This window comes from Bacillus sp. D7-8 (assembly GCF_052055895.1).
Classification (GTDB): domain Bacteria; phylum Bacillota; class Bacilli; order Bacillales; family Bacillaceae; genus Bacillus; species Bacillus velezensis.
On sequence record NZ_CP179922.1, the window covers coordinates 3073082 to 3095235 of the forward strand.

Genomic DNA, 22154 nt, shown 5'->3' on the forward strand with positions numbered 1-22154 from the left:
CATTACAGACAGCCAAAGAATAAACAGCAATCAGCAAAAAGCCTCCGGATACCCGGAGGCTTTTGATTCTATCCTTGCTGCGTGAACGGTCGGGTCTGTGTCTTTTTGCCCCAGCCAAGCGCGGCCAGAAAACTGATGGTGAGAATGGCCGCTCCCAGCATATACGGAAATTCCATATTTACGTCAAAGAGAAAACCGGCGGCTGACGGTCCGGCGATATTCGCTAAGCTGATGAATGAGGTGTTCATCCCTCCGGCAAACCCCTGCTGGTCACCGGCGAGCTTCGACAGCATCGTATTAACCGCCGGCCGGAGCAGCGATGTCAGCGTCAGGAAAAAGATTGCCGCGGCAAAAACGGCCCAATATGAACCCGCAAACCGGCACCACACAAGTCCTGCAGCAGCCCCGATCAACGTCACGTTAATGACGCGCTTTTCCCCGAACCTGCGGACGAGATAACTGACGCCGACCGCCTGCACAAACACGCCGATGAGACCCGCAGCCGTAATAATAAAGGCAATATCAGAGGCTTTAAATCCGTGTTTATGGTCAACGTAAAGGCCGAAAACGGATTCAAAGTTCATAATTCCGAAGTTCAGCACAAAAACCAGAATCAGCATAAACGCGAACGGCGATTTGAGCGCGCGTGACATTTGCTTAAACAGATGCTCACGTTTTTCCGTTTTTGCCCGGGCTTCCAGCTGCTTTTCACGTCCCAGCGTTTCGGGCAGAAAGAAAAATGAAAGCACACTTGAAAAGCAGGCAAGACTTGCAGACACGATGAACGGCACAGACATGCCGTAATGAACCAAATAGCCTCCGACACCGGGCCCGATGACGACACCGAGCGTCATCGCCGCGCTGAACAGCCCCATTCCTTTCCCGCGTTCTTCTTCGGTCGTAATATCCGCTATGTAAGCGAACATTGACGGCATTAAAAACGCCGCGCCCATTCCGCCCAAAAGGCGGGATGCGAACAATTGCCACAGGCTTCCGGCAAAGGCGAAGATCAATTGTGACACGGCAAAGGCGGCGATGCCGAAAATAATCAGTTTCCGCCGTCCGTATTTGTCGGTTATTTCCCCGGCAATAGGCGCGAATAAAAGCTGTGTAAGCCCCGCCGCCGCAACAAGCAGACCCATCGTGCTGCCCGTCGCTCCGAATTCGGTAATATAGGTGGGCATAATCGGAATAATCAATCCGATTCCAAGCATCGCAATAAACATATTCAGCATTAAAATTGACAATCGGCCTATGTACGCCATGATTTCTTACCTTCTCCCCAGACAAACAGATGATCATTCCATATTTGTCATTTTTTATACCATTCAGTATAACGGGCAAAAGGGAAAAAAGTCCAGATGATTTCAATCTCGTTTTCATGTCTCATGACAGCACACCGGTTTCAGCCGGCAGATCATATATGTTAAGGGCCGCCTGCAGCGCTTCCCCGGCTTTAACGGCAACACCGTGTCTGATCAGAACCGCTTCAAGTCCGGCCAGCACAAACAGCACATTTTCCTTTCTGCAGCTGTAGCCCATCGTTCCGATTCTCCAAATTTTCCCCTGCAGCGGACCGAATGAGCTGGCGATTTCAATTCCGAATTGAGACAAAAGCATCCTTCTGATCGATTCGCCGTCTGCTTCCGGCGGAATCTTCACGCATGTGACGACAGGCAGCTTCGCCTCCGGATCGCCGAATAAATCAAGGCCCATCGCTGCAAGTCCCGCCATAAGCGCTTTTTCATGACGCCGATGCCTGCGGAACCGTTCTTCAAGTCCTTCTTCCAGGACAAGACGCACACCCTCCCGCAGCGCATAAAGCATTGCTGTCGCTTCTGTATGGTGATTTAGCCTTCTTTCACTCCAATAATCCTCGAGCTGGCTCAGATCAAAATAGTTGCTCGTAATCGGCCGATGACCGGACAGCATTTTGCCGTCAGCTGCCGTCGCAATGCCCCGTTCTACCTTTTTACGCGCGGCAATGACAGCTGCCGTCCGGTCATTATAAGTAATCGGAGCCATTCCGGAGGGGACCGATAGGCATTTTTGCGTTCCCCCGATGACTGCGTCAATCTTCCATTCATCCGTTTTTACGGCGCAGCCTCCGATCGTGGCCACGGCATCCACGATAAAGAGTGCGTCTTGGGCGCGGCACGCTTCCCCGATTTCTTTCAGCGGGTGAATCCGCCCCGTTGATGTTTCTCCGTGCACCATAGCGACGATTTTCGGGGAAATCTTTTTCATCTCGCTGATAATCTCGTCAGGCCGGAAGACCGTTCCCCATTCACACTCGATCGTATGAACGTCCGCTCCGTACCGCTCGGCGATTTCAGTCAGCAGGTATCCGAAGCGTCCGTATATCGGAACGAGCACGCTGTCGCCCGGTTCTATCACACTTGCGAGAACAGCCTCAATCCCCGCTCTTGATGTACCGTCAATAGGATAGGCCCAGCGGTTTTCCGTTTGAAACAATTCACGGAGCATTTGCATCGTTTCGTTCATGATGCCGGTAAATGCCGGGTCAAACTGGCCGATGATCGGAGCGCCCATCGCCCTCAGCACTCTCGGTTCAGCTTCTGTCGGTCCCGGTGTCATAATGGTTCTTTGCGGAATGCACAATTCTTTTCTGGTCGGCATGCCGATTCCCCCTTTACGTTAATAGGCAAGTTTATGTAATACATTCGCCAGCGTAAGGACGCCGGTTTCAAGCTGATGTGCGGGTGTGAATTCAAGCGGCGAGTGGCTGATTCCGCCACGGCTCGGCACAAACAGCATGCAGGCCGGAAAGGTTCTGCCGAGCATCTGGGCGTCATGTCCCGCTCCGCTTACGATTTTCTCCGGGTCCGCCCCCTGTTCTTTTGCAGCCTCCGCTGCGGTTCGCGTCAGTGTCTGATTCATTTGAACCGGCTCTATCCTCATATATTCATCAATAACGGGCCTGACTCCTTTGCTGCGGCTGATGTTTTCAACAATCGACACCAGTTTCTGATGGAAGGCTGCCAGCACGTCTTCCTCCGGGTGGCGAATATCAACGGAAAACTGGATACGGCCCGGAATGACATTCGCCATATTCGGTTCAACCGTCATTTTCCCGCACGTCAGGCGGAGCTCTTCCGGCTGTCTTTCCGCTGAGAGCATGAGTTCGTGGATGATGCTGCTTCCCGCGGCGAGCGGGTCTTTCCGCCATTTCATCGAAGTGGTGCCGGCATGGTTGCATTCACCGTCAAGCGTAACGGTATAGCGTCTCTGTCCGGCAATCCCGGTGACAATCCCGATATCCTTTCCTGATCGTTCAAGCGTTTGCCCCTGTTCAATATGAATTTCCAGAAAGGCTTTGATATCAGTGCGCAGCGGTGCTGGATAACGGCCTGCACCGAAGCCGTTCTGCCGCATGGCTTCTCTCAGAGAAATGCCGGACGCGTCTTTCGGCGTTTCCGCATCTGAAAGCGAGAAAGCACCGGTGATATTGCCTGAGCCCCAATAGGTGATGGGAAAACGGCTCCCTTCCTCTTCACAGAGCGACACAGCCTCCAGCGTTTTTTTCGGACGCCCGCACGTCTCATGCAAATGCCGGATCGCCAGCATGCCCGCCAGCACGCCGAACGCACCGTCATATTTGCCGCCGTCAATAACAGTGTCAATATGCGACCCGGTCAGAATCACCTCATCAGGCGATTCTGTGCCGTTCAGCCGGCCGAATACGTTACCGACATCGTCAAATGCCGTTTCCAGCCCGAACGCCTCCATTTTCTTTTTGACGGCAAGCTGGGCGTCCATCCATTCTTTCGTATATAAAAGCCTCGTCACTCCGCCGGAAGCGGAAGCGCCGAATTGAGACAGCCATTGTATGTCATCGGAAATCCCGATATTCGCCGCCGAAAGCTGCTGATGTTCCATACACGCCCTCCTTTTAAACTGAAAAACTGACAAGATGATCTTCATTATAGAAGGAGCGCATAACGAGTTCATTATCATATCTTCCAAAAAATTAATGATTTTCCGGATACTTTGACCAATAAGCCGAAGGAACCATTTTTCAAAAAAGATAGAATATTAGATTTATTTTTTGGATAATAGAGGTAAAGGAGGGCAAGTCATGACAAAAAAACTTTGGTTTCTGCCGATTGTCTGCCTGTTTTTCATTTTTGGATGGGCCGCGCCGTCAGCCTCTGCGGGCGCGCCGGCTGACACGAATCTGTACAGCCGGATGGCGGTTTCAACTGCCGGCGGCACAACTCTTTTTCCGCAAACTGCCTCAGCTGTCATCACTCCGTCTGCGGATACGGACACATATTACAAAGAAGCTTCCGGAAAAAGCGGAACAGCCTTAAAGAGCGCCCTGCACCGCATCATCAGCGGACATACAAAGCTGTCTTACAGCCAAGTATGGAATGCATTGAAGGAAACTGACGAAGATCCGGCAAACCCGAACAATGTCATCTTGCTCTATACCCAGGAATCACGGGCCAAAAGTAAAAACGGCGGCAGCGTCGGGGACTGGAACCGTGAACACGTGTGGGCAAAGTCACACGGAAACTTCGGAACAGCTGCCGGCCCTGGGACGGACATTCATCATCTGCGCCCTGCGGACGTCCAGGTGAACAGTGCCAGAGGAAACATGGATTTTGATAACGGCGGCTCAGAATACCCGAAAGCGCCGGGCAATTATTACGACGGTGATTCCTGGGAGCCGCGCGATGAGGTCAAAGGAGATGTCGCCCGCATGCTGCTTTACATGGCGGTGCGTTATGAAGGAGACGACGGGTATCCTGACCTTGAGCTGAATGATAAAACCGGAAACGGCTCAGCTCCTTACATGGGAAAACTGTCCGTTTTGCTCAAATGGAATCAACAAGACCCCGTCGACAGTAAGGAAAAACGGCGGAACGAAATCATTTACGAAGACTATCAGCATAACCGCAATCCGTTTATCGACCATCCGGAATGGGCGGACGAAATCTGGTAATCGTATCATAAGAAGTGATAAGGGAGCCCCGATCATCAGGCTCCCTTTTTCAATATACGGCGTTTTCAGTGTCGACATCAAAAAAGACGGCCCGGTTCATATTGACCGCAAGCAGAATGGCATCGCCGGGTTTCACCTGTGAAGCGCCGTCAAGACGGATCGTCATGCGGTCATCTCCGCTCACCGCATGAACGTACATCTCCGCGCCTAAGTTTTCACATACTTCCGCCACAGCGCGGCACACCGCTTCAGGCGGGTGCTCTGATTGTCCGGCAAGCGTCAAATGCTCCGGACGCAGCCCCGCAATCATCTCCTTACCGCTGTATCCTTTCTGCACAAGAACGGCCGCTTTTTCTTTCGGAATGGGCAGACGAACGGACGAACCGGCAAAATACCATTGCCCGTGACCTTCTTCAATGGCGCCTTTTATAAAATTCATACTCGGAGAACCGATAAAACCCGCCACAAACAGATTCGCCGGATAATGATAAATCTCATGGGGGCTTGCGGCCTGCTGAATATCTCCTTCATTCATCACGACAATCCGGTCGCCCATTGTCATCGCTTCCGTCTGATCATGCGTCACATAAACGATGGTCGCTTTCAAACGCTGATGGAGCTTGCTGATTTCGGCGCGCATCGTCACTCGCAATTTCGCGTCTAAGTTGGAAAGCGGCTCGTCCATCAGAAACACTTTCGGCTCCCGCACGATCGACCGGCCGAGCGCAACCCGCTGCCGCTGTCCGCCTGAAAGAGCCTTCGGTTTCCGCTTGAGCAGATGCCCGATTTCCAAAATATCGGCGGCCGTCCGGACTCGCTCTGCGATTTCTTTTTTCGGCAGCTTTCTGAGCTTCAAACCGAACGCCATATTATCAAACACCGTCATGTGGGGATACAGCGCGTAATTCTGAAAAACCATCGCGATATCGCGATCCTTCGGGGGCAGATCGTTCACCGCGTCTCCATCGATATAAAGCTTCCCCTCAGAAATGCTCTCCAGTCCGGCAATCATTCTGAGTGTCGTAGATTTGCCGCAGCCGGAGGGCCCGACAAGCACCAGCAGCTCCTCATCTTTTACATCTAAGTGAAAATCCTTCACTGCCGCCGATTGGGCGCCGTATGTTTTTTTGATATGGTCAAATGTTAATGATGCCATTCGAAACCTCCTCCAATACTGGAAACCGCCACATCTTTCTGTTATGTTAAAAATGTTCGGGGTTTCTGACAGATTCATAAATGAAAAGCAAATTTGTATTATAACGTCATAATACATATAATAGTACTACTACTTGACAAAGGAGGTCCGTCCCATTGTTAAATAACGGGAGCTCGAAACCTTTATATATTCAGCTGAAACAAATTATCGCGGACGATATCAAGAAGGGCGTTTATTCGCCGTCCGTAAAACTGCCGACCGAAAATGAGCTGTGCGAAACGTACAACGTCAGCCGCATAACGGTCAGGAAGGCCATCCTTGATCTTGTGGAAGAAGGCTGGCTCGTCCGGCAGCAGGGAAAGGGAACGTTCGTTAAAAGCCCTAAACTGAAGCGGGAGCTCATCGCGGTCAACGGCTACTCTGAATTTATGGAATCAACGGGGAAAAAACCGAAACACCAGATTCTTTCCCATGAAATCATTGAAGCGCCTAAATCCATCGCCCAAAAACTTCGCGTCGCTTCCGAAAGTCCCGTTCTTGAATTAAAACGCATTTTATTTCACGACGACCAGCCGCTCTCATTCGAAATCGCCCACTATCCGCTCAGTTTATTTCCCGACATCGGCAAGCATATTAAAGGCGGCGTGTCGATGCATGACATTTTGAAACAGCACTATCAGGTGGTGCCCACCCATAATACGAAGCTGTTAAATGTCGTATACGCCAAGCAGGAAGAAAGCCGCTATCTGGCTTGTGATATCGGGGATGCGCTTTTTGAAATTGACAAAACTGCTTTTATGTCAAAAGACCAGCCGATATACAGCTCGCTGTTTTTAATGCATACCGACCGCGTCACGTTTACCATTAACAGTCCCTATGCGTAACAAGTATAAAAAACGAGACAATGCTTATCGTATTCTCGTTTTTTCACTGCTTTTCCCGCCGCCCGGCCTGTAGGGATGCCCGTAACCGAATGCTCCGAACCCTCCGCATGTTTTGGCAGCCGTCCCGGCGGCCGCAGTAAGCGCTCGCCGAATATCCTGATGCTCGAAAAAATCGGTAAGAAACCCGGCGATAAAAGAATCACCCGCGCCCAATGTATCTATTATATCAGCTCTTACCACCGGCTGATGATAGACGCGTTCCCCATCCGATAACACCGCGCCATATTCTCCCCTTGTCAGACAGACGATTTTCGCTCCGAAACCGCGGGCTTTTTCGGCAAGCCGCACACATTCACTTTCACTCAAATCACTCCCGGAAAAAAACGCATACGTCACGTACGGGCAGACCGCTTCTAAATAGGCTTCGTCACGTTTTACAGAGAAGTCAAAGGAAATCGGCACATGCCCGCTCAGCATCGGAAGATCACGTTCTATCCTGCTGTATACGCTCGTATGCAGCAAATCATGTCCGGCAATAAATGAGATGTCATTCTCCTGAAAAGCGAGCGTCAGACGCGATTGCACGCCGCCTTTATTTGATCCGGCAAATATCCTGTCCCCTCTTTCATCAAGCGTGACGACCGCCATCCCGTTTTCTCCGTATGCCCGGCGGATCAGATCGGCATTCACCTTTTCCAGTTTCAGCACATTCAATACGTGATCCGCCGCTTCATCACTGCCGAGAATCCCGATATAAGAAGTTTCGTGGCCTAAGCGCCGGGCAAGCACGGCTACATTTAACGCATTTCCGCCCGGGTAAAACGTCTCCTGATCCTGATAATAATCTACTACATTATCTCCGGCAGCTATCAGTTTCATCTTTTCATCCTCCTTATCCTTTCACGCTTCCCGCAGCAATGCCGCGGATAAAATATCTCTGCATCAATAAAAACAGCGCGATGATCGGAGCAGCAGAAATCGTCAGCCCGGCCAGCAGCACGCCCCAATCCGTCTGCAGCGCATCTCTGAACTGCATCAGCCCGGCCGGAATCGTCCGTAAATTTTCATCATCGATAAAAATAATCGCAAACATAAACTCATTCCATGTATGGTAAGCCGTCAAAATGCCTGATGTCACCAGAATCGGCACGCTCATAGGTAAGAATATTCTGAAAAATATTCCGAAACTTGTACATCCATCCAGATAGGCAGCTTCCTCAAGCTCTTTGGAAATCGACAAAAAATAGGAACGGATCAGAATCACGGTAAACGGAATACGGTAGGCTGCGTACGGAAGAATCAAAGCCCAATACGTATTGTACAGTCCCAATGACTGGATAATGGAGTACAGCGGCACAAGACTGACCTGCGGCGTCAGCATCAAACCGCCAAGACAAATGATCAGCACAAACCCTTTTCCTTTAAATTGAAAACGGGCCAGCCCGTATGCCGCCCAGGCGCTCACAAATACGGTGATGAGACAAGTCAGCACGGTCACAATGACGCTGTTCATAAAATAAGCGGAAATCCCTTGGTTCCATGCGGATACGAAGTTTTCGGGATGCCAGACAGAGGGCAGCGACCAGCTGTGCTCAAAAATCTCATCCGAGCTTTTAAAGGCGCTGACCGCCATCCATAACAGCGGATATGCAACGGCAATGAGGTAGATAAAGAGAAACAGCCACACAGACGTTTCCCCGACATACCATTTTCTCGGTTTTCCGCCTGTTCTGACGGCCTGACGGGCATGACGCAAGTCCGTCTTTTCAGGAAGCATCGGCTACTCCTCCTTTCCGGTCTTAAAGAATTTCATCTGAATAAGCGACAGAGCAAGCGTCAGCAAAAGCACCACCGTCGCGATCGCAGAAGCGTAGCCCATCATATCCTTTGTAAAAGCACTCTTATACAAAAATGTGCTCAGCACTTCTGAAGCATTGCCCGGCCCTCCGCCGGTCAGAATATACGGTTCATTAAATACGGTAAATGCGCCGGTCAGCGTCATCACCACAGCAACAAACGACATTTCTTTCGTCTGCGGCACCGTAATGTGAAAAAACTGCTGGATTTTTCCGGCTCCGTCCAGCTGCGCCGATTCATATAATTCAGCGGGAATGCTCTGAATCGAGACAATATACAGCATGGCGATGTAACCGACAGACTGCCATTGAGACACAAAGATGACAGACAGCATAGCGGTGTTTTCATCGCCCAGCCACGCCCGGGTCAGTTCATCAAGTCCGACGGCTTCCAGCAGCTGATTCAAAAGCCCGATTTCCGGGTTATAAATAAAATCAAACAACAGCGCAATGACGGTCATGGAAATGACGACCGGAAGAAAAAAGACCGTGCGGAAAAACGGCGACCATTTTCTTACCAATCTGTCTTCCAGCACGGCCGCCAGAATTAAGCCGCCGCCAACCTGGCAAATCAGCGATATGACCGCATACAGCACATTGTTGCGGAGTGCTGTAAAAAACACGGGATCGTGAAACAGGTCAATATAATTTTTCAAACCGATAAACGTCTTTTCGGGTTGAAATGAGCTCCATTCAAACAGACTGAAAAACACATTCTCAATAATCGGAATGTAAACGAACAGCAGAAAAATCAGCGCGGGCGCGAGAAACAGATACGGAATGAAACGTTTTCGGCTGACCAAGGAAATCCTCATCTCCTTTCTCCAAAGAAATCTGTTCTATTCAGATGACGCTTTGACCTGACGCGCCGCTTTCTGCACGGAATTCATCACCTCGCGCGGTGTCATTGTGCCGCCGAGCATCTGCTGAACGCCTGCCGCATACACATCGGCGATTTCAACGTCAACATCCATATCAAACCACGGCACCATTGTTTCGGCGCGGACGATATCCTGCACGGCTTCGCGCTGGATCGGGGCGGAATTGTTTTCTGTCGCCGTTCCTTGAACCGCGCTGTATTTACCGACGTCTTTTATCAGCTTCTCTCCCATTTTTTTCGAGGTTAAAAACTGAAGAAATTCCATGGCTTCTTTCGGGTGCTTCGTTTTTGAGGAAATCATAAATCCTTCCGGAGATCCGGTCAGTGCACGGGGAGATCCCTTTTCGCCGCTGATTTTCGGGAAAGGAAACAAGCCCAGATTGACCGGTTCGACGAGCTTAATTTCTGCCGTTTCCGCATAAATCATCGCCGCTTTGCCGCTCGTAAACTGCTGGCGCACGTATTCGTGATCAACGGAGTTCACGTGCTTTGTAAAGTACGGCAGAAGTTCCTGAAGCTTTTCAAGCGCTTTGACATAGCCTTCGTCCGTAAACTCCCCGGTTTCCGGGCTGTAATCTTTCGCCCGCGTTTTTTCATCCACCATACGCTGGTTCAGCGTCCCGATATAATGAGAAATGGTCCAAGGCGCTTTTGTGCCGAAACTGATCGGAATATATCCGTTCTCTTTCAATTTCTCAGAGACTGTGATCAGTTCATCCCATGTCGCCGGGGGCTTCAAATGTAATGTATTAAAAATGTCCTTATTATAAAAGAATGATTTAGCGTCCATTTGCCACGGAACACCGTACTGTTTTCCGTCATGCGTAAAGGGTTTGATTTGTGACTGCACCAGCTGTGAGGACCAATCTTTATCCTGCTGATAGTAAGACGACAGATCGAGGGCTTTATCTCCTTTGATGAATTTATAAGCAAACCGGTCGCTCCATGAAAAAAAAATATCAGGGGGGCTCGTTGTTCCGAGCATGACTTTCACCTTGTCTTTATAAGAATCGTTTAAGACCGCTTCCGTTTGGATATGAATATCCGGATGAGTTGCTTCAAATTCTTTGACCGCTTCTTCAAAATAGCTTTTTTCCGGCTCCTTCGGCCACCTGTGAAAAAACTTCAAGGTCACTTTTCCGTCAGAGGAACTGCTTTGGCTTGAACAGGCGGCGGCTGACAGACATACGGCTAACAGAACGAACAGGCAGATGAGCTTTTTCAGGTGCTTTTCCTCCTTTGTCACCGGACTATAACGTTATATATCATTATAGTCCGGTGAAATATAATGCGCGTTCTTAATATTCGACTTTCCACATGTAACGCCGCTGGCTTAACGGATGGTTCCTTGCTTCCGCCAGCGCATCCGCATAGCTTCTGAGCACCCGGTTTAATACGAGAGGAGCCAGATAGCCTTTTACAGAATCGTCAATTCCGGAAAAATCATATGCTGCCGCATCAAGCACAGTCAGTTTTTTGCCGTATCTTTTTGAGAAGGAAAGCGCCCGCTCTTCAAGGGGTCTTGTTTCGTCTAAGCCGAGCAGGATAATAAATGGAACGGATTCATCAATGATTTCGAACGGTCCGTGAAAATATTCTCCGGCATGAATGGCGTGGGAATGAATCCATTGCATTTCCATGAGAATGCAGATGCTGTAGGAGTAAGCGACGCCGTAGTTCGCACCGCTTGCCATCGTGTAAATGATATCTTCTTTTTCGTGGGCTTTCGCGAATGCCTTTGCGTGATCCGCTTCTTGTTTGAGCGCTTTGTCATATACGGTCTGGAGCTTATTGAGTCCGTCGATCGCCTGTTCAAACACGGGATGGTTTTCCAGCACGTGTAAAGCGCCGAACACGATTTGATACAGAACCCCGTAATTCATATTTATCGCCTGTGCGTTCTCACCCCAGTCATACACCGCGACATATTCGGCTTCTTTCGCTAACGGCGAATCAGGCTCAAAGGTCATCGCAATCGTAAGCGCGCCTTTTTTTCTGGCGAAACCGGCGGCTTTCACCGTTTCCGGCGTATTGCCTGACTGAGAACATAAAATCACGAGAGAGTTCTCTCCGAGCTGAACGGGATTGCGCTGAATAAATTCATTTGAACTGTAGAGATCAGAGCTGATGGCTTTCGCCTCTCTGTCAAACACGTACTTGCTCGGATACATAATGGCTGAAGAACCCCCGCAAGCGACGAAAAAGACGTGGTCAATCGTTTTTCCTTTCAGATCATCCAAGAAAGCCTGAACCTTGTGATTCACTTGTGCGGCAGTTTGACTCAAATCCTTCACTCCTCAGTATTTTATTATATAATGTTATATAACATTATATAACGTTATATTAATCGCAACAAAGGTGCGTTGTCAATCATATTTTCTGAAATTTCCAAAATATAAAATAAACCCGTCTTATTTCCCGCCCTCTCTTGACCTGACCCTTAGAGACACGTTTAGAATGAAAAGCAGGGAGTGATTCAGAATGAATATAAAAGAAGCCGCCAGGCAGACGGGTCTCACGAAAAAAGCCATCAAATATTATGAGCAGGAAGGTTTAATCACCGTCAGCAAAAACCCTGATAACGGATACCGTGAGTATTCCGCTCAGAACGTGAATACGCTGAAAATGATTGCCGCCCTCCGAATGCTGGCACTGTCTGTAAGCGATATTAAAGCGTTCCTCTTAGAGGGCAGCAGTCTGCATGATATACTGCGCCGGCAGCATCAAAAGCTCAGCCGGCAGATTGAAGAGCTTGAGCAGGAACGGAAACTGACTGAAATGCTGATCAAGCGCGTGGAAGATGCGGAAAATGTCGATTCAATTCTGCATGATATCGGCGAGGTCAAAATAGATGAACCGAAGTATATGGGACTTCAGCTGAAAAAACTGTTCCCGGGAGATTTCGGAGAATTTATCGCCGCGCTGTTTGAACCGTTCCTCGACTTTTCTATTGATACAGATGAGAAAAAAACGATATGGGCGGAGCTTATTAAAGTATTGGATGATATGGAAGAAGTTCCGGCTGCACACCCGATGATGCAGCTGGTCGGCAAGGAGGATCCGGCTCAGCTCCAGCAGCACAAAATACAGCATGATCAATTTATCGAGCGGATTTTGGAGAGAGACCCCGCCACTTGGGACACTCATAAAAACATCATCATTCAGCTTGTGAAAAGAGTGCAGACAGATGAAGAATACAGGGAAAGCCTGATCAAGGTCGGAGAATCAGCTTCTGATCTGCCCGCGCTGAAGGAGGGATCGCCTTTCAGCAATCTTCTTCAAAAGCTCAGCCCAAAATATGACACGTACGTGCGACTTCAGCTTGAACTGAAAAAAGAAGCCGACGAGGAACTCGGCTTTGATTCAGAAGCATATTTAAAACAGATGCTTCAATCAAAAAAACGCTAAGGTTCGTTTCCTTAGCGTTTTCTTTCTTCAGCCTCAGTGTTGCGCGTTAATGCGGTCAACGACATTAGCGATGAGCTGCTCTTTTCCTAAGTCGGAATCTTCGTCAACGCTTGCTACTGTCAAAATGATGGCCGCTACCGCAAGAGGATCGTCTCAATGGCGGCCGCCGCGTTTAAAAATACCCATACAGCCGTTGCGCATTGGCCGATGGCCGTTGATTTTCCTTTGTCCATGCTCTTTTTGTCAAACTCTTCTTTCAGCACTTTCGCCATAATCTGCGAACCTTGATCAATGACGCTGTTCACTTTCTCATAATCGCCGCTGTAGACCGCCGCTTTCAACTCTTTAAAATAATCCGGCGATGACTTTTTAATATCAGCGATCACCTGATCGGAAACACCCATAAGATAAATACTGAAACTAATGAAATTTTTCACACTAAATAAAGGGAGTGTTCATATGTTTTTGATGAATGATAAAGTGCTGTGGGGAGCTGTAGTTCTCGCCTTTATTCTGTCGATTGTGTTTTATCCGTTTCTTCCTGCTGATATGGCCATTCACTATGACGTGTCGAACCGTCCGAATACATCAATCAATAAAACGGCCGGCGTCCTGATTTTTCCCGTGCTCATGATGATCTGCATGTTATTCAGAAAAAAGGTCGTCCAGCTATTCCTCGTCGTTTACTGTCTGCTGATCGTGCATATTGCCGTGATGTGGCTGGCACTGTAAACATAAAGAAAACCGGAGCCCTTAAGCTCCGGTTTTTCTTATTTATAAAATACTTTCTCAATGTTGTATTTCGACTGAAGGGTATTGATCGCGTACGTTTCGTAAATCTCCCTTTCCATCGGATCATTTACGACACATACTTCAATTTTATACACTTCGTCTCTGTGATGTTTAACAGGCGACACATTGTCTTCAAAATGCTTTTTGATTCTTTGTCTTAATTTACGGGCTTTCCCGACAAACAGCAGCTCATCATGAATGTTATAAAACATAAAGATGCCGCCTTTGTCTCTCGGAATTTGGTGAAAATCAATGAAACCGTAAATCGCTTTAATCGCCGGTTCATTCTCCGACGGTGACTGCTGCCGTTCCGTAATGGTTACATCAGGAGCAGGAAGGTTTATTTTTATCAAATGGGTCACGTCCTCTTATTCATTAAAGCTCCATCCTATCATAAGAATGCGCCAAAAGCTATTTTTTATTCAAGCGCCCCGGCCGGATCATAAAGGCTTAAATCAATTTCCGTCTGCTGTCCGAGCGCGAGTTTCGCCAGTTCAGCCCCCAGATACGGCCCGCTCGTCAGTCCTGAGGCGCCCAGTCCGTTGGCAACGAGGAGTCCGCTGATATTCGGCACTTTGCCGATGACGGGAAGAAAACCGGGAGTAAACGGCCTGAAACCGACTCTTGTCTCTATTACAGTACTGTCTGAAAGCCCCGGCGCCACGGTTAATGCTTTGGCAAAAATCTCGCGGAGACCGCCGGCCGTCACCCGCAAATCCATGCCGGTATCGTTTTCATGAGTCGCGCCTGCTATGATTCTGCCGCTGTCAAAGGCGAGAATGTATTGATCGTTTGGAGGCATGACGACGGGCCAGCCGCCCGTATCCTCTCCCTGAAGCTCTAAATGAACGATCTGTGCCTTTTGGTATGATACTGAAAAACGGATGCCGAGCGGCTCAAGCAGCTCTCTCGCCCAAGCGCCGGCCGTTACGAGAACCTGGTCGGCAGTAAGCGTGCGTTCTGCGGTTTTCACACCGATGACGGCACCGTCCTCTGTCAATATTGACGCTTCTTCATTGTAAACCGCCGCGCCGTGCTTAACGGCCGCGTTTAACAGCGCCTTACGAAGCGCCCTCCCGTTCACCCGGGCCGCGCCGCTGACATGAACCGCCCCGTATTCCTCCGACAGCGCGGGGAACAGCGCCTTCGTTTCTTCCGGAGTCAGTCTTGTAATGTCACCGATTTCAGGGGCGTCCTCTCTTCTTTTATAAGCTCTTTCCTCCATTTGGCTGAGCTTTTTTTCATCCGTATGGAGGCTGACGGCTCCGACCTTTTGATAACCGGTTTCTGTTTCTCCGTCAGCTTCAAGCTGCTGTATCAATCGTTCATAATAACGAGCTCCGCCTTTTGCAATCGCATACCATGCCTGATTGCGGCGCTGCGACAGCCACGGGCAGACGATCCCCGCCGCGGCGTCAGTCGCCTGCCCCGGGTGTTTCCGGTCAATGACTGTTACTTCCGCCCCGGCCTTTGCGAGGTGATAAGCCGCGGACGCACCGAGAATTCCGGCCCCGATAATCAAATAAGACTTCATGTGTAACACCTTTTCTATCTGTTTTGTCTTATTTATTTTAACAAATGGAGCGCCCGGTTCCTACCGGAGTCCTGACGGCAATGATGAGTTTCGAAAACGGAAACGTATAATAAAAGGAATACGTTCTTGTCTGAAAGCCGTTTTCCTCAAGAATTGCTCTGTATTGTGATGTATTTTTTATATCTGACACGGCCAATGTGCCGCCAGGCTTCAGCACCCTCACCATTTCCGCAATCGCCCGTTCCCTCTCTTTTCTGCCTGAAATGTTGTGTACGGTAAAATGCGAAATGACAAGGTCAAACGTTTTATCAGGAAACGGCATGTCTTGCGCGAGTCCGTCATACAAATCAATTTCCGGCGCTCCTTCTGCCCGTCTGTTCTTTTCGAATGCGTCTCTCCCGTTTCCGCCCAGATCCCAGCCTGACCATTTGTCAATCGCTGAGACGTCAGCGCCTTTTTGAGCCGCGGCGATGGCTAATAGCCCCCGCCCCGTCCCAATATCAAGCACCTTCATGTCCGGCTTTAAACCGGAAAGCGCAAGAATGCGATGGCGGTGTAAAAGTTTAATGGCCGTTGAATACAAGAGCATCCAAAGACCAAGCAATAAAAACAAGGTGCCCGTCAGCCAGCCCCAGTAAGGAGGAATCATACCGCATAACGTGGCAGCGGCATAAAGGAGCGCAAGAAAGATAAATCCAAACGCTCCATAAGGCGCATCAATGCCGTATCGTGTTGTCATAACACCCACCCCTTTCAATATTTATCCAAATGGTATACCATATTATTCTAGCAAAAGCCGAAAGGAGATACGACCATATGAAACGCGGCATTACTTTTGACATCCCAAATGAATTCGGGCGGTTTGCGGCAGATATATTACAACCGTTCCCCATCTCTTCCTATACGTGGTTTATCGGTGATGGAGAGGCGTATACGGAATTCAAAGAAGGCATCGATACAGACCTGTTTTCGCAAAATCAACGCATCATTCAGGGTCAAGAACTCCGTCAGCGTCTGGAAGGATACCCTTATTATATGATTTTTGCTGAATTGAAAGCTTTCCCGGGCGGGATGGTAACGGAAATCAATACGTACGAGGAGTATTTGGAGAGTTCCTGTGAACTTGTGCTTCTCATTGCAGATTGCTCGTATGTAACGTTATATTGCAAAGACCCTGACATGCTCGAAGCCCTTTTTCAGCAGGCTGTACAATGCGGGTTTCACCGCGTTGACTATGTTACAGATGAGAATGACGCGAGAACGGGATTGTCTGTCTGATGAAGGTGCGTTCTTTTTATGAAGCGCCGGATAGGGCTTAGGATTCAAAATATTGACAAATTCGTGTGTTTTCAACAAAAAAACAACCCCCTCATGTATACTGAGTGCGTAACTTACATATGAAAGGGGTATGGCAATGAAAATCAGCTTGAAGAAAAAAGCAGGTTTTTGGAAGAAGACGGCGGTTTCGTCACTTATTTTCACCATGTTTTTTACCCTGATGATGAGCGGTACGGTTTTTGCGGCCGGGCTGAATAAGGATCAGAAGCGCCGGGCGGAACAGCTGACCAGCATCTTTGAAAACGGAAAGACGGAAATCCAATACGGATATGTTGAAGCGTTGGATGATGGAAGAGGTTACACTTGCGGGCGGGCCGGCTTTACGACGGCTACCGGAGATGCGCTGGAAGTAGTCGAAGTATACACGAAAGCGGTGCCGAATAACAAATTGAAAAAGTATTTGCCTGAATTGCGGCGTCTTGCGAAGGACGAAAGCGATGACATCAGCAATTTGAAAGGATTCGCTTCTGCCTGGCGCTCACTTGGCAATGATAAAGCCTTCCGCGCTGCCCAGGATAAGGTAAATGACAGCTTGTATTATCAGCCGGCGATGGAACGTTCAGAAAATGCCGGACTGAAAACGGCCTTGGCAAAAGCAGTGATGTACGATACGGTGATTCAGCATGGCGACGGCGATGATCCAGACTCCTTTTATGCCCTGATTAAACGCACGAACAAAAAAATGGGCGGGTCACCGAAAGACGGAACTGACGAGAAGAAATGGCTCAATAAATTCTTGGATGTGCGCTATGACGATCTGATGAATCCGTCAGATGAGGACACCCAGGATGAATGGAGAGAATCGGTTGCCCGTGTCGACGTTTTCCGCGATATTGTCAAAGAGAAGAACTACAATTTAAACGGGCCGATTCATGTCCGGTCAAGCGAATACGGTAATTTCACTATTCAATAAACAAAAAACCCCGCCATATGGCGGGGTTTTACTATTAACCGATGGAGCCTTCCATTTCGAACTTAATCAAACGGTTCATTTCAACTGCGTATTCCATCGGAAGTTCTTTTGTGAATGGCTCGATGAAGCCCATAACGATCATTTCTGTTGCTTCTTCTTCAGAAATACCGCGGCTCATCAAGTAGAAAAGCTGTTCTTCAGAAACTTTTGATACTTTCGCTTCGTGCTCCAATGAAATGTTGTCGTTCAGGATTTCATTGTAAGGGATTGTATCAGAAGTTGATTTGTTATCCATAATGAGCGTATCACACTCGATGTTTGAACGGGCGCCGTCCGCTTTCCGTCCGAAGTGGACGATACCGCGGTATGTTACTTTTCCGCCCTGTTTCGAAATCGATTTTGATACGATTGTGGATGACGTATTCGGTGCAAGGTGAATCATTTTCGCGCCTGCGTCCTGATGCTGTCCTTTACCCGCAAGAGCGATAGAAAGCGTCATTCCGCGCGCGCCTTCACCTTTCAGAATGACAGCCGGATATTTCATCGTCAATTTAGAACCGATGTTTCCGTCAACCCATTCCATCGTCGCGTTTTCTTCACAAACCGTACGTTTCGTTACTAGGTTGTAAACGTTGTTCGCCCAGTTTTGAATTGTTGTATAACGGCAGTAGCCGCCTTTTTTGACGATGATTTCAACAACCGCGCTGTGAAGCGAGTTTGTTGTGTACACAGGAGCCGTACAGCCCTCTACGTAATGAACGCTTGCTTCTTCGTCAACGATGATCAGCGTACGTTCGAACTGACCCATATTTTCAGAGTTGATGCGGAAGTAAGCTTGAAGCGGTGTTTCAACCTTCACGCCTTTAGGCACGTAGATGAAAGATCCGCCGGACCAAACAGCTGAGTTCAGCGCCGCAAACTTGTTATCAGTCGGCGGAATGACTTTCGCCCAGTGCTCGCGGAAAATGTCTTCATTTTCTTTCAGCGCGCTGTCTGTGTCTTTGAAGACGATGCCTTGCTCTTCAAGATCTTCTTTCATATTGTGGTAAACAACTTCGGATTCGTACTGTGCAGAAACACCGGCAAGGTATTTTTGCTCAGCTTCAGGAATACCGAGTTTGTCGAATGTCTGTTTAATTTCCTCAGGCACTTCATCCCAAGAACGCTCTGAACGCTCAGACGGCTTTACGTAATACGTAATTTCGTCAAAGTTTAAAGAGTTTAAATCCCCGCCCCACTGCGGCATCGGCATGTTGTAGAAATGCTCAAGAGATTTCAGGCGGAAATCAAGCATCCATTGAGGCTCTTCTTTCATGCGTGAAATTTCTTCTACGATTTCTTTTGTCAATCCGCGCTCTGAACGGAAAATGGAAACGTCCTTATCGTGAAAACCGTACTTGTATTCACCAATTTCAGGCATTTTTTTAGCCATCCATTTTCACTCCAATCTTTTAATTGCCGCCTTTTTCGCCAGCGACTCCTTTTTCAAGTGCTTTCCATGAAAGGGTGGCACATTTAATCCGGGCCGGGAATTTCGAAACGCCTTGAAGAGCTTCAATATCCCCGAGATCTATCGAGTCGTCATACTCTTTCCCTTGCATCATGTCTGAGAAAATCTTAGACATGGAAAGGGCGGTATCAATATCTTTTCCTTTAATCGCCTGCGTCATCATGGAAGCTGAAGCCATGGAGATAGAACAGCCTTCCCCTTCAAACTTCGCTTCCTGAACGGTATCGCCGTCAAGCTTCATTGTCAGTCTGATCCGGTCGCCGCAAGTCGGGTTGTTCATATCGACGACGATGCTGTCATCCAAAACCCCTTTGTTGCGCGGATTTTTGTAATGATCCATGATCACTTGTCTGTATAATGTATCTAAATTTGCATTAAAAGACATTTGTAAAGTACTCCTTTGTCTTTTGGAGGGCTTCCGCGAGCTTATCGATCTCTTCCTCTGTATTATACAGATAAAAACTCGCTCTCGCAGTAGCAGATACATCCAGCCATTTCATGAGCGGCTGGGCGCAATGATGTCCGGCTCTGACCGCAATGCCCTCAGCATCGAGGACAGTCGCGACATCATGAGGGTGAACCTCATCAAGATTAAATGTCACAAGTCCCGCCCGCTCTTTCGGACCGTATACCGTCACGCCGTCTAGCTGCTCGAAACGGTCAAGCGCATAGGCTGCAAGCTTATGCTCATGCCGGGAAATCTCGTCGAGTCCGATCTCTTCAAGAAAATCAATCGCGGCTCCCAATCCGATCGCGCCTGCGATAATCGGCGTGCCTGCTTCAAATTTCCACGGAAGCTCTTTCCAAGTTGATTCATAAAGCCCTACAAAGTCGATCATCTCGCCGCCAAATTCGGCCGGCTCCATATTCTCAAGCAGTTCTTTCTTGCCGTACAGCACGCCGATTCCCGTCGGGCCGCACATTTTATGGGAAGAAAGCGCGAAGAAGTCGCAATCCAAGTCCTGAACGTCGATTTTCATGTGCGGTGTGCTTTGCGCCCCGTCTACCACGATGACCGCGCCATTGTCATGAGCGATTTTGGCGATCTCTTTAATCGGGTTGATCGTGCCCAGCACGTTTGACACATGAGCGACTGCCACGATCTTCGTATGGCTTGTGACAGTCTGCCGGACGTCGTCTAACGAAAGCGTGCCGTCTTCCTGCATCGGGATATATTTTAAAGTCGCGCCGGTTGCTTTTACTGCCTGCTGCCACGGAATAATATTCGCATGATGCTCCATTTGGGTGATGACCACTTCATCACCGGGTTTTAAGCTGGCGCGGGCATAGCTCAGCGCCACCATATTCAGTGAAGTTGTCGTGCCTTTTGTGAAAATGACCTCAGCCATTGATTTCGCATTGATAAACTTACGGACTTTTTCACGCGCACCTTCATAGCCGTCTGTCGCTCTCGTGCCAAGAGTATGAACGCCTCTGTGGACATTGGAATTGTATTTGCTGTAATACTGATCCACTGCTTCAATGACAGCACGCGGCTTCTGGGAAGTCGCCGCGCTGTCAAGGTACACGAGGTCATGTCCGTTCACTTGCTGATGAAGGATCGGGAACTGTTCACGAATATCGGTGATATTCATTATTTTACTTTCCTTTCGATGACGGAGACGAGCTGTTTCTTAACTCCTTCAATCGGAAGCTCTTTTACCACCGGAGCAAGGAATCCGTAGATGACTAAGCGCTCCGCTTCTTCTTTCGGAATTCCGCGGCTCATTAAGTAGTAAAGCTGGATCGGGTCCACACGGCCGACAGATGCCGCATGTCCTGCAGTTACATCGTCTTCATCAATTAAAAGAATCGGGTTTGCATCTCCGCGTGCTTTTTCACTCAGCATCAGAACGCGGGATTCCTGTTCAGCGTTTGCTTTCGACGCGCCGTGCTCGATTTTGCCGATTCCGTTAAAGATGGAAGATGCGGCATCTTTCATGACTCCGTGCTTCAGGATATAGCCTTCAGAAGCCTTACCGAAGTGGATGATCTGCGTCGTAAAGTTTTCCGTCTGTTCTCCTCTTCCGACAACTACGGTTTTCGTATCGCCGTATGTGCCGTCTCCGTAGAGGTTTGTCGTGTTTTCAGAAATCGTGTCGCCGTCGTTCATCAGTCCGAGCGCCCACTCGATTCTGCTGTCGCGTCCGCGCGCGGCTCCGCGGCGGTTGACGTATGTTGTGACGCCTGCTGACAGGTTGTCAACGGCGCCGTACGTCACGCTGGCATTATCACCTGTGACCACTTCACTGATAATGTTGAATACAGCTTCTTTCGGATTCACCGTGCTGATGTAGTTCTCAACGTAAGTCACGGAGCTGTGGTCTTCAGCGACGATCAGCACGTGGTTGAACAATGCCGTGTCATTGCTTTCATGAACGTAAACGGCCTGAACAGGCGTCTCCACCTGAACGTTTTTAGGAACATAAAGGAATGCCCCGCCGTTCATTAATGCTGCATGAAGCGCAGTCAGTTTATGTTCGTCGACCTTAACGCCGTCTTTCATGAAATACTTCTCAACGAGGTCGCTGTGCTCACGGGCAGCCGTTAAGATGTCCGTAAAGATGACGCCTTTGTCTTTCAGTTCTTTGGAAAGAGATAGGAAAGCGGGCGTTTGGTCACGCTGCACGTATAACGTTTTGTCTTCGTTTTCGATATCGATCAGCGCTTTTGCTTCATCAGCTAAATCTTCTAAAGAAGCAAGCGGCGCATTTTCTACTGTATGCTTGTTGAACTTTGTAAAGTTCCAATTTGTGATTTTTGTTTTATCAGGCTTAGGCAGCGGCAGATCTTCAGCTTTTTCAAGAGCCTGTAAGCGCAGGTTTTTCAGCCAGGCAGGTTCTTGATGCTTTTCAGAAAAGCCTTTGACATATTCCTGATCTACGGATAGTTTCGTTTCCAATGTCATGATTAT

The 22154-nt window shown here is 48.8% G+C and carries 23 protein-coding genes; 6 read left to right on the top strand and 17 right to left on the bottom strand.

The features are described 5' to 3' along the window. Positions 1–68: 68 nt before the first annotated feature. The 3 genes from ACKTRM_RS15070 to allC form a co-directional block, all read right to left on the bottom strand. Positions 69–1265, bottom strand: a complete 1197-nt coding sequence (locus ACKTRM_RS15070) for an MFS transporter (RefSeq protein WP_012118367.1) — start codon at positions 1263–1265, stop codon at positions 69–71. A 121-nt stretch (positions 1266–1386) separates the two neighbouring features. Further along, positions 1387–2640: a pyridoxal-phosphate-dependent aminotransferase family protein gene (locus ACKTRM_RS15075; RefSeq protein ID WP_012118368.1), complete on the bottom strand. Its 1254-nt coding sequence runs from the start codon at positions 2638–2640 to the stop codon at positions 1387–1389. Between the two features lie 18 nt (positions 2641–2658). Continuing rightward, on the bottom strand, positions 2659–3900 hold the full coding sequence (allC, locus tag ACKTRM_RS15080) for an allantoate deiminase (RefSeq protein WP_012118369.1): 1242 nt from the start codon (positions 3898–3900) through the stop codon (positions 2659–2661). 199 nt (positions 3901–4099) lie between these two features. Between allC and ACKTRM_RS15085 the strand changes: the two genes are divergently transcribed. Continuing rightward, entirely contained in the window at positions 4100–4969 is an 870-nt protein-coding gene (locus ACKTRM_RS15085; RefSeq protein WP_012118370.1) for an endonuclease I family protein, read from the top strand. Between the two features lie 49 nt (positions 4970–5018). On the opposite strand, the gene ACKTRM_RS15090 is transcribed toward ACKTRM_RS15085, so the two are convergent. Then, on the bottom strand, positions 5019–6125 hold the full coding sequence (locus ACKTRM_RS15090) for an ABC transporter ATP-binding protein (RefSeq protein WP_012118371.1): 1107 nt from the start codon (positions 6123–6125) through the stop codon (positions 5019–5021). A gap of 155 nt (positions 6126–6280) precedes the next feature. On the opposite strand from ACKTRM_RS15090, the gene ACKTRM_RS15095 reads away from it, so the two are divergent. Further along, complete coding sequence (locus ACKTRM_RS15095) at positions 6281–7009, top strand: GntR family transcriptional regulator (RefSeq protein WP_012118372.1); 729 nt, start codon at positions 6281–6283, stop codon at positions 7007–7009. 24 nt (positions 7010–7033) lie between these two features. Here ACKTRM_RS15095 and ACKTRM_RS15100 read toward each other — a convergent pair whose 3' ends face one another. From ACKTRM_RS15100 to ACKTRM_RS15120, 5 genes are all read right to left on the bottom strand, one after another. Further along, positions 7034–7888 (bottom strand): PfkB family carbohydrate kinase, encoded by an 855-nt coding sequence (locus ACKTRM_RS15100; protein ID WP_007613586.1) that lies wholly within the window; start codon positions 7886–7888, stop codon positions 7034–7036. Between the two features lie 13 nt (positions 7889–7901). Beyond that, positions 7902–8786, bottom strand: coding sequence for a carbohydrate ABC transporter permease (locus ACKTRM_RS15105; protein ID WP_003151895.1), 885 nt, complete (start codon positions 8784–8786; stop codon positions 7902–7904). Positions 8787–8789: 3 nt separating this feature from the next. Beyond that, entirely contained in the window at positions 8790–9680 is an 891-nt protein-coding gene (locus tag ACKTRM_RS15110; RefSeq protein WP_012118373.1) for a carbohydrate ABC transporter permease, read from the bottom strand. 24 nt (positions 9681–9704) lie between these two features. Beyond that, positions 9705–10970, bottom strand: a complete 1266-nt coding sequence (locus ACKTRM_RS15115; RefSeq protein WP_041482268.1) for an ABC transporter substrate-binding protein — start codon at positions 10968–10970, stop codon at positions 9705–9707. Between the two features lie 73 nt (positions 10971–11043). Continuing rightward, positions 11044–12030: an SIS domain-containing protein gene (locus ACKTRM_RS15120; protein WP_012118375.1), complete on the bottom strand. Its 987-nt coding sequence runs from the start codon at positions 12028–12030 to the stop codon at positions 11044–11046. Between the two features lie 196 nt (positions 12031–12226). On the opposite strand from ACKTRM_RS15120, the gene ACKTRM_RS15125 reads away from it, so the two are divergent. Then, positions 12227–13153: a MerR family transcriptional regulator gene (locus tag ACKTRM_RS15125; RefSeq protein ID WP_012118376.1), complete on the top strand. Its 927-nt coding sequence runs from the start codon at positions 12227–12229 to the stop codon at positions 13151–13153. Positions 13154–13287: 134 nt separating this feature from the next. On the opposite strand, the gene ACKTRM_RS15130 is transcribed toward ACKTRM_RS15125, so the two are convergent. Beyond that, positions 13288–13539 carry a hypothetical protein gene (locus ACKTRM_RS15130; protein WP_225367681.1) on the bottom strand — a complete coding sequence of 84 codons (252 nt, stop codon included), beginning with the start codon at positions 13537–13539 and terminating at the stop codon, positions 13288–13290. 73 nt (positions 13540–13612) lie between these two features. Between ACKTRM_RS15130 and ACKTRM_RS15135 the strand changes: the two genes are divergently transcribed. Next, positions 13613–13885: a DUF1648 domain-containing protein gene (locus ACKTRM_RS15135; RefSeq protein ID WP_007410095.1), complete on the top strand. Its 273-nt coding sequence runs from the start codon at positions 13613–13615 to the stop codon at positions 13883–13885. Between the two features lie 38 nt (positions 13886–13923). Here ACKTRM_RS15135 and ACKTRM_RS15140 read toward each other — a convergent pair whose 3' ends face one another. The 3 genes from ACKTRM_RS15140 to ACKTRM_RS15150 form a co-directional block, all read right to left on the bottom strand. Continuing rightward, entirely contained in the window at positions 13924–14298 is a 375-nt protein-coding gene (locus ACKTRM_RS15140) for a nucleotide excision repair endonuclease (RefSeq protein ID WP_007410094.1), read from the bottom strand. Between the two features lie 65 nt (positions 14299–14363). Beyond that, the gene (locus ACKTRM_RS15145) at positions 14364–15479 is read right to left on the bottom strand and encodes an NAD(P)/FAD-dependent oxidoreductase (protein ID WP_012118377.1); all 1116 of its coding nucleotides are present in this window, start codon (positions 15477–15479) and stop codon (positions 14364–14366) included. Between the two features lie 37 nt (positions 15480–15516). Then, a complete protein-coding gene (locus tag ACKTRM_RS15150; protein ID WP_023357122.1) occupies positions 15517–16218 on the bottom strand; it encodes a class I SAM-dependent methyltransferase in 702 nt (233 codons plus the stop codon). A gap of 77 nt (positions 16219–16295) precedes the next feature. Between ACKTRM_RS15150 and ACKTRM_RS15155 the strand changes: the two genes are divergently transcribed. Beyond that, positions 16296–16757 carry a DUF2691 family protein gene (locus tag ACKTRM_RS15155; protein ID WP_012118379.1) on the top strand — a complete coding sequence of 154 codons (462 nt, stop codon included), beginning with the start codon at positions 16296–16298 and terminating at the stop codon, positions 16755–16757. A gap of 136 nt (positions 16758–16893) precedes the next feature. Then, entirely contained in the window at positions 16894–17730 is an 837-nt protein-coding gene (gene csn, locus ACKTRM_RS15160; RefSeq protein WP_012118380.1) for a chitosanase, read from the top strand. A 34-nt stretch (positions 17731–17764) separates the two neighbouring features. On the opposite strand, the gene sufB is transcribed toward csn, so the two are convergent. From sufB to sufD, 4 genes are read right to left on the bottom strand one after another with little or no spacing between them, the layout of a single operon-like run. Next, positions 17765–19162 (bottom strand): Fe-S cluster assembly protein SufB, encoded by a 1398-nt coding sequence (gene sufB, locus ACKTRM_RS15165; RefSeq protein WP_007410090.1) that lies wholly within the window; start codon positions 19160–19162, stop codon positions 17765–17767. Between the two features lie 19 nt (positions 19163–19181). Further along, entirely contained in the window at positions 19182–19625 is a 444-nt protein-coding gene (sufU, locus tag ACKTRM_RS15170; RefSeq protein ID WP_003151877.1) for a Fe-S cluster assembly sulfur transfer protein SufU, read from the bottom strand. Then, positions 19615–20835, bottom strand: coding sequence for a cysteine desulfurase SufS (sufS, locus tag ACKTRM_RS15175; RefSeq protein ID WP_007410089.1), 1221 nt, complete (start codon positions 20833–20835; stop codon positions 19615–19617). The genes sufU and sufS overlap by 11 nt, the downstream gene beginning before the upstream one ends. Beyond that, positions 20835–22148 carry a Fe-S cluster assembly protein SufD gene (sufD, locus tag ACKTRM_RS15180; protein WP_007613603.1) on the bottom strand — a complete coding sequence of 438 codons (1314 nt, stop codon included), beginning with the start codon at positions 22146–22148 and terminating at the stop codon, positions 20835–20837. The genes sufS and sufD overlap by 1 nt, the downstream gene beginning before the upstream one ends. Positions 22149–22154: the final 6 nt, after the last annotated feature.

Coding starts and splice junctions, on each gene's coding strand:
- ACKTRM_RS15070 (WP_012118367.1), bottom strand. CDS start 1,265: ATGGCGTACATAGGCCGATTGTCAATTTTAATGCTGAATATGTTTATT.
- ACKTRM_RS15075 (WP_012118368.1), bottom strand. CDS start 2,640: ATGCCGACCAGAAAAGAATTGTGCATTCCGCAAAGAACCATTATGACA.
- allC (WP_012118369.1), bottom strand. CDS start 3,900: ATGGAACATCAGCAGCTTTCGGCGGCGAATATCGGGATTTCCGATGAC.
- ACKTRM_RS15085 (WP_012118370.1), top strand. CDS start 4,100: ATGACAAAAAAACTTTGGTTTCTGCCGATTGTCTGCCTGTTTTTCATT.
- ACKTRM_RS15090 (WP_012118371.1), bottom strand. CDS start 6,125: ATGGCATCATTAACATTTGACCATATCAAAAAAACATACGGCGCCCAA.
- ACKTRM_RS15100 (WP_007613586.1), bottom strand. CDS start 7,888: ATGAAACTGATAGCTGCCGGAGATAATGTAGTAGATTATTATCAGGAT.
- ACKTRM_RS15105 (WP_003151895.1), bottom strand. CDS start 8,786: ATGCTTCCTGAAAAGACGGACTTGCGTCATGCCCGTCAGGCCGTCAGA.
- ACKTRM_RS15110 (WP_012118373.1), bottom strand. CDS start 9,680: ATGAGGATTTCCTTGGTCAGCCGAAAACGTTTCATTCCGTATCTGTTT.
- ACKTRM_RS15125 (WP_012118376.1), top strand. CDS start 12,227: ATGAATATAAAAGAAGCCGCCAGGCAGACGGGTCTCACGAAAAAAGCC.
- ACKTRM_RS15135 (WP_007410095.1), top strand. CDS start 13,613: ATGTTTTTGATGAATGATAAAGTGCTGTGGGGAGCTGTAGTTCTCGCC.
- ACKTRM_RS15145 (WP_012118377.1), bottom strand. CDS start 15,479: ATGAAGTCTTATTTGATTATCGGGGCCGGAATTCTCGGTGCGTCCGCG.
- ACKTRM_RS15150 (WP_023357122.1), bottom strand. CDS start 16,218: ATGACAACACGATACGGCATTGATGCGCCTTATGGAGCGTTTGGATTT.
- ACKTRM_RS15155 (WP_012118379.1), top strand. CDS start 16,296: ATGAAACGCGGCATTACTTTTGACATCCCAAATGAATTCGGGCGGTTT.
- csn (WP_012118380.1), top strand. CDS start 16,894: ATGAAAATCAGCTTGAAGAAAAAAGCAGGTTTTTGGAAGAAGACGGCG.
- sufB (WP_007410090.1), bottom strand. CDS start 19,162: ATGGCTAAAAAAATGCCTGAAATTGGTGAATACAAGTACGGTTTTCAC.
- sufU (WP_003151877.1), bottom strand. CDS start 19,625: ATGTCTTTTAATGCAAATTTAGATACATTATACAGACAAGTGATCATG.
- sufS (WP_007410089.1), bottom strand. CDS start 20,835: ATGAATATCACCGATATTCGTGAACAGTTCCCGATCCTTCATCAGCAA.
- sufD (WP_007613603.1), bottom strand. CDS start 22,148: ATGACATTGGAAACGAAACTATCCGTAGATCAGGAATATGTCAAAGGC.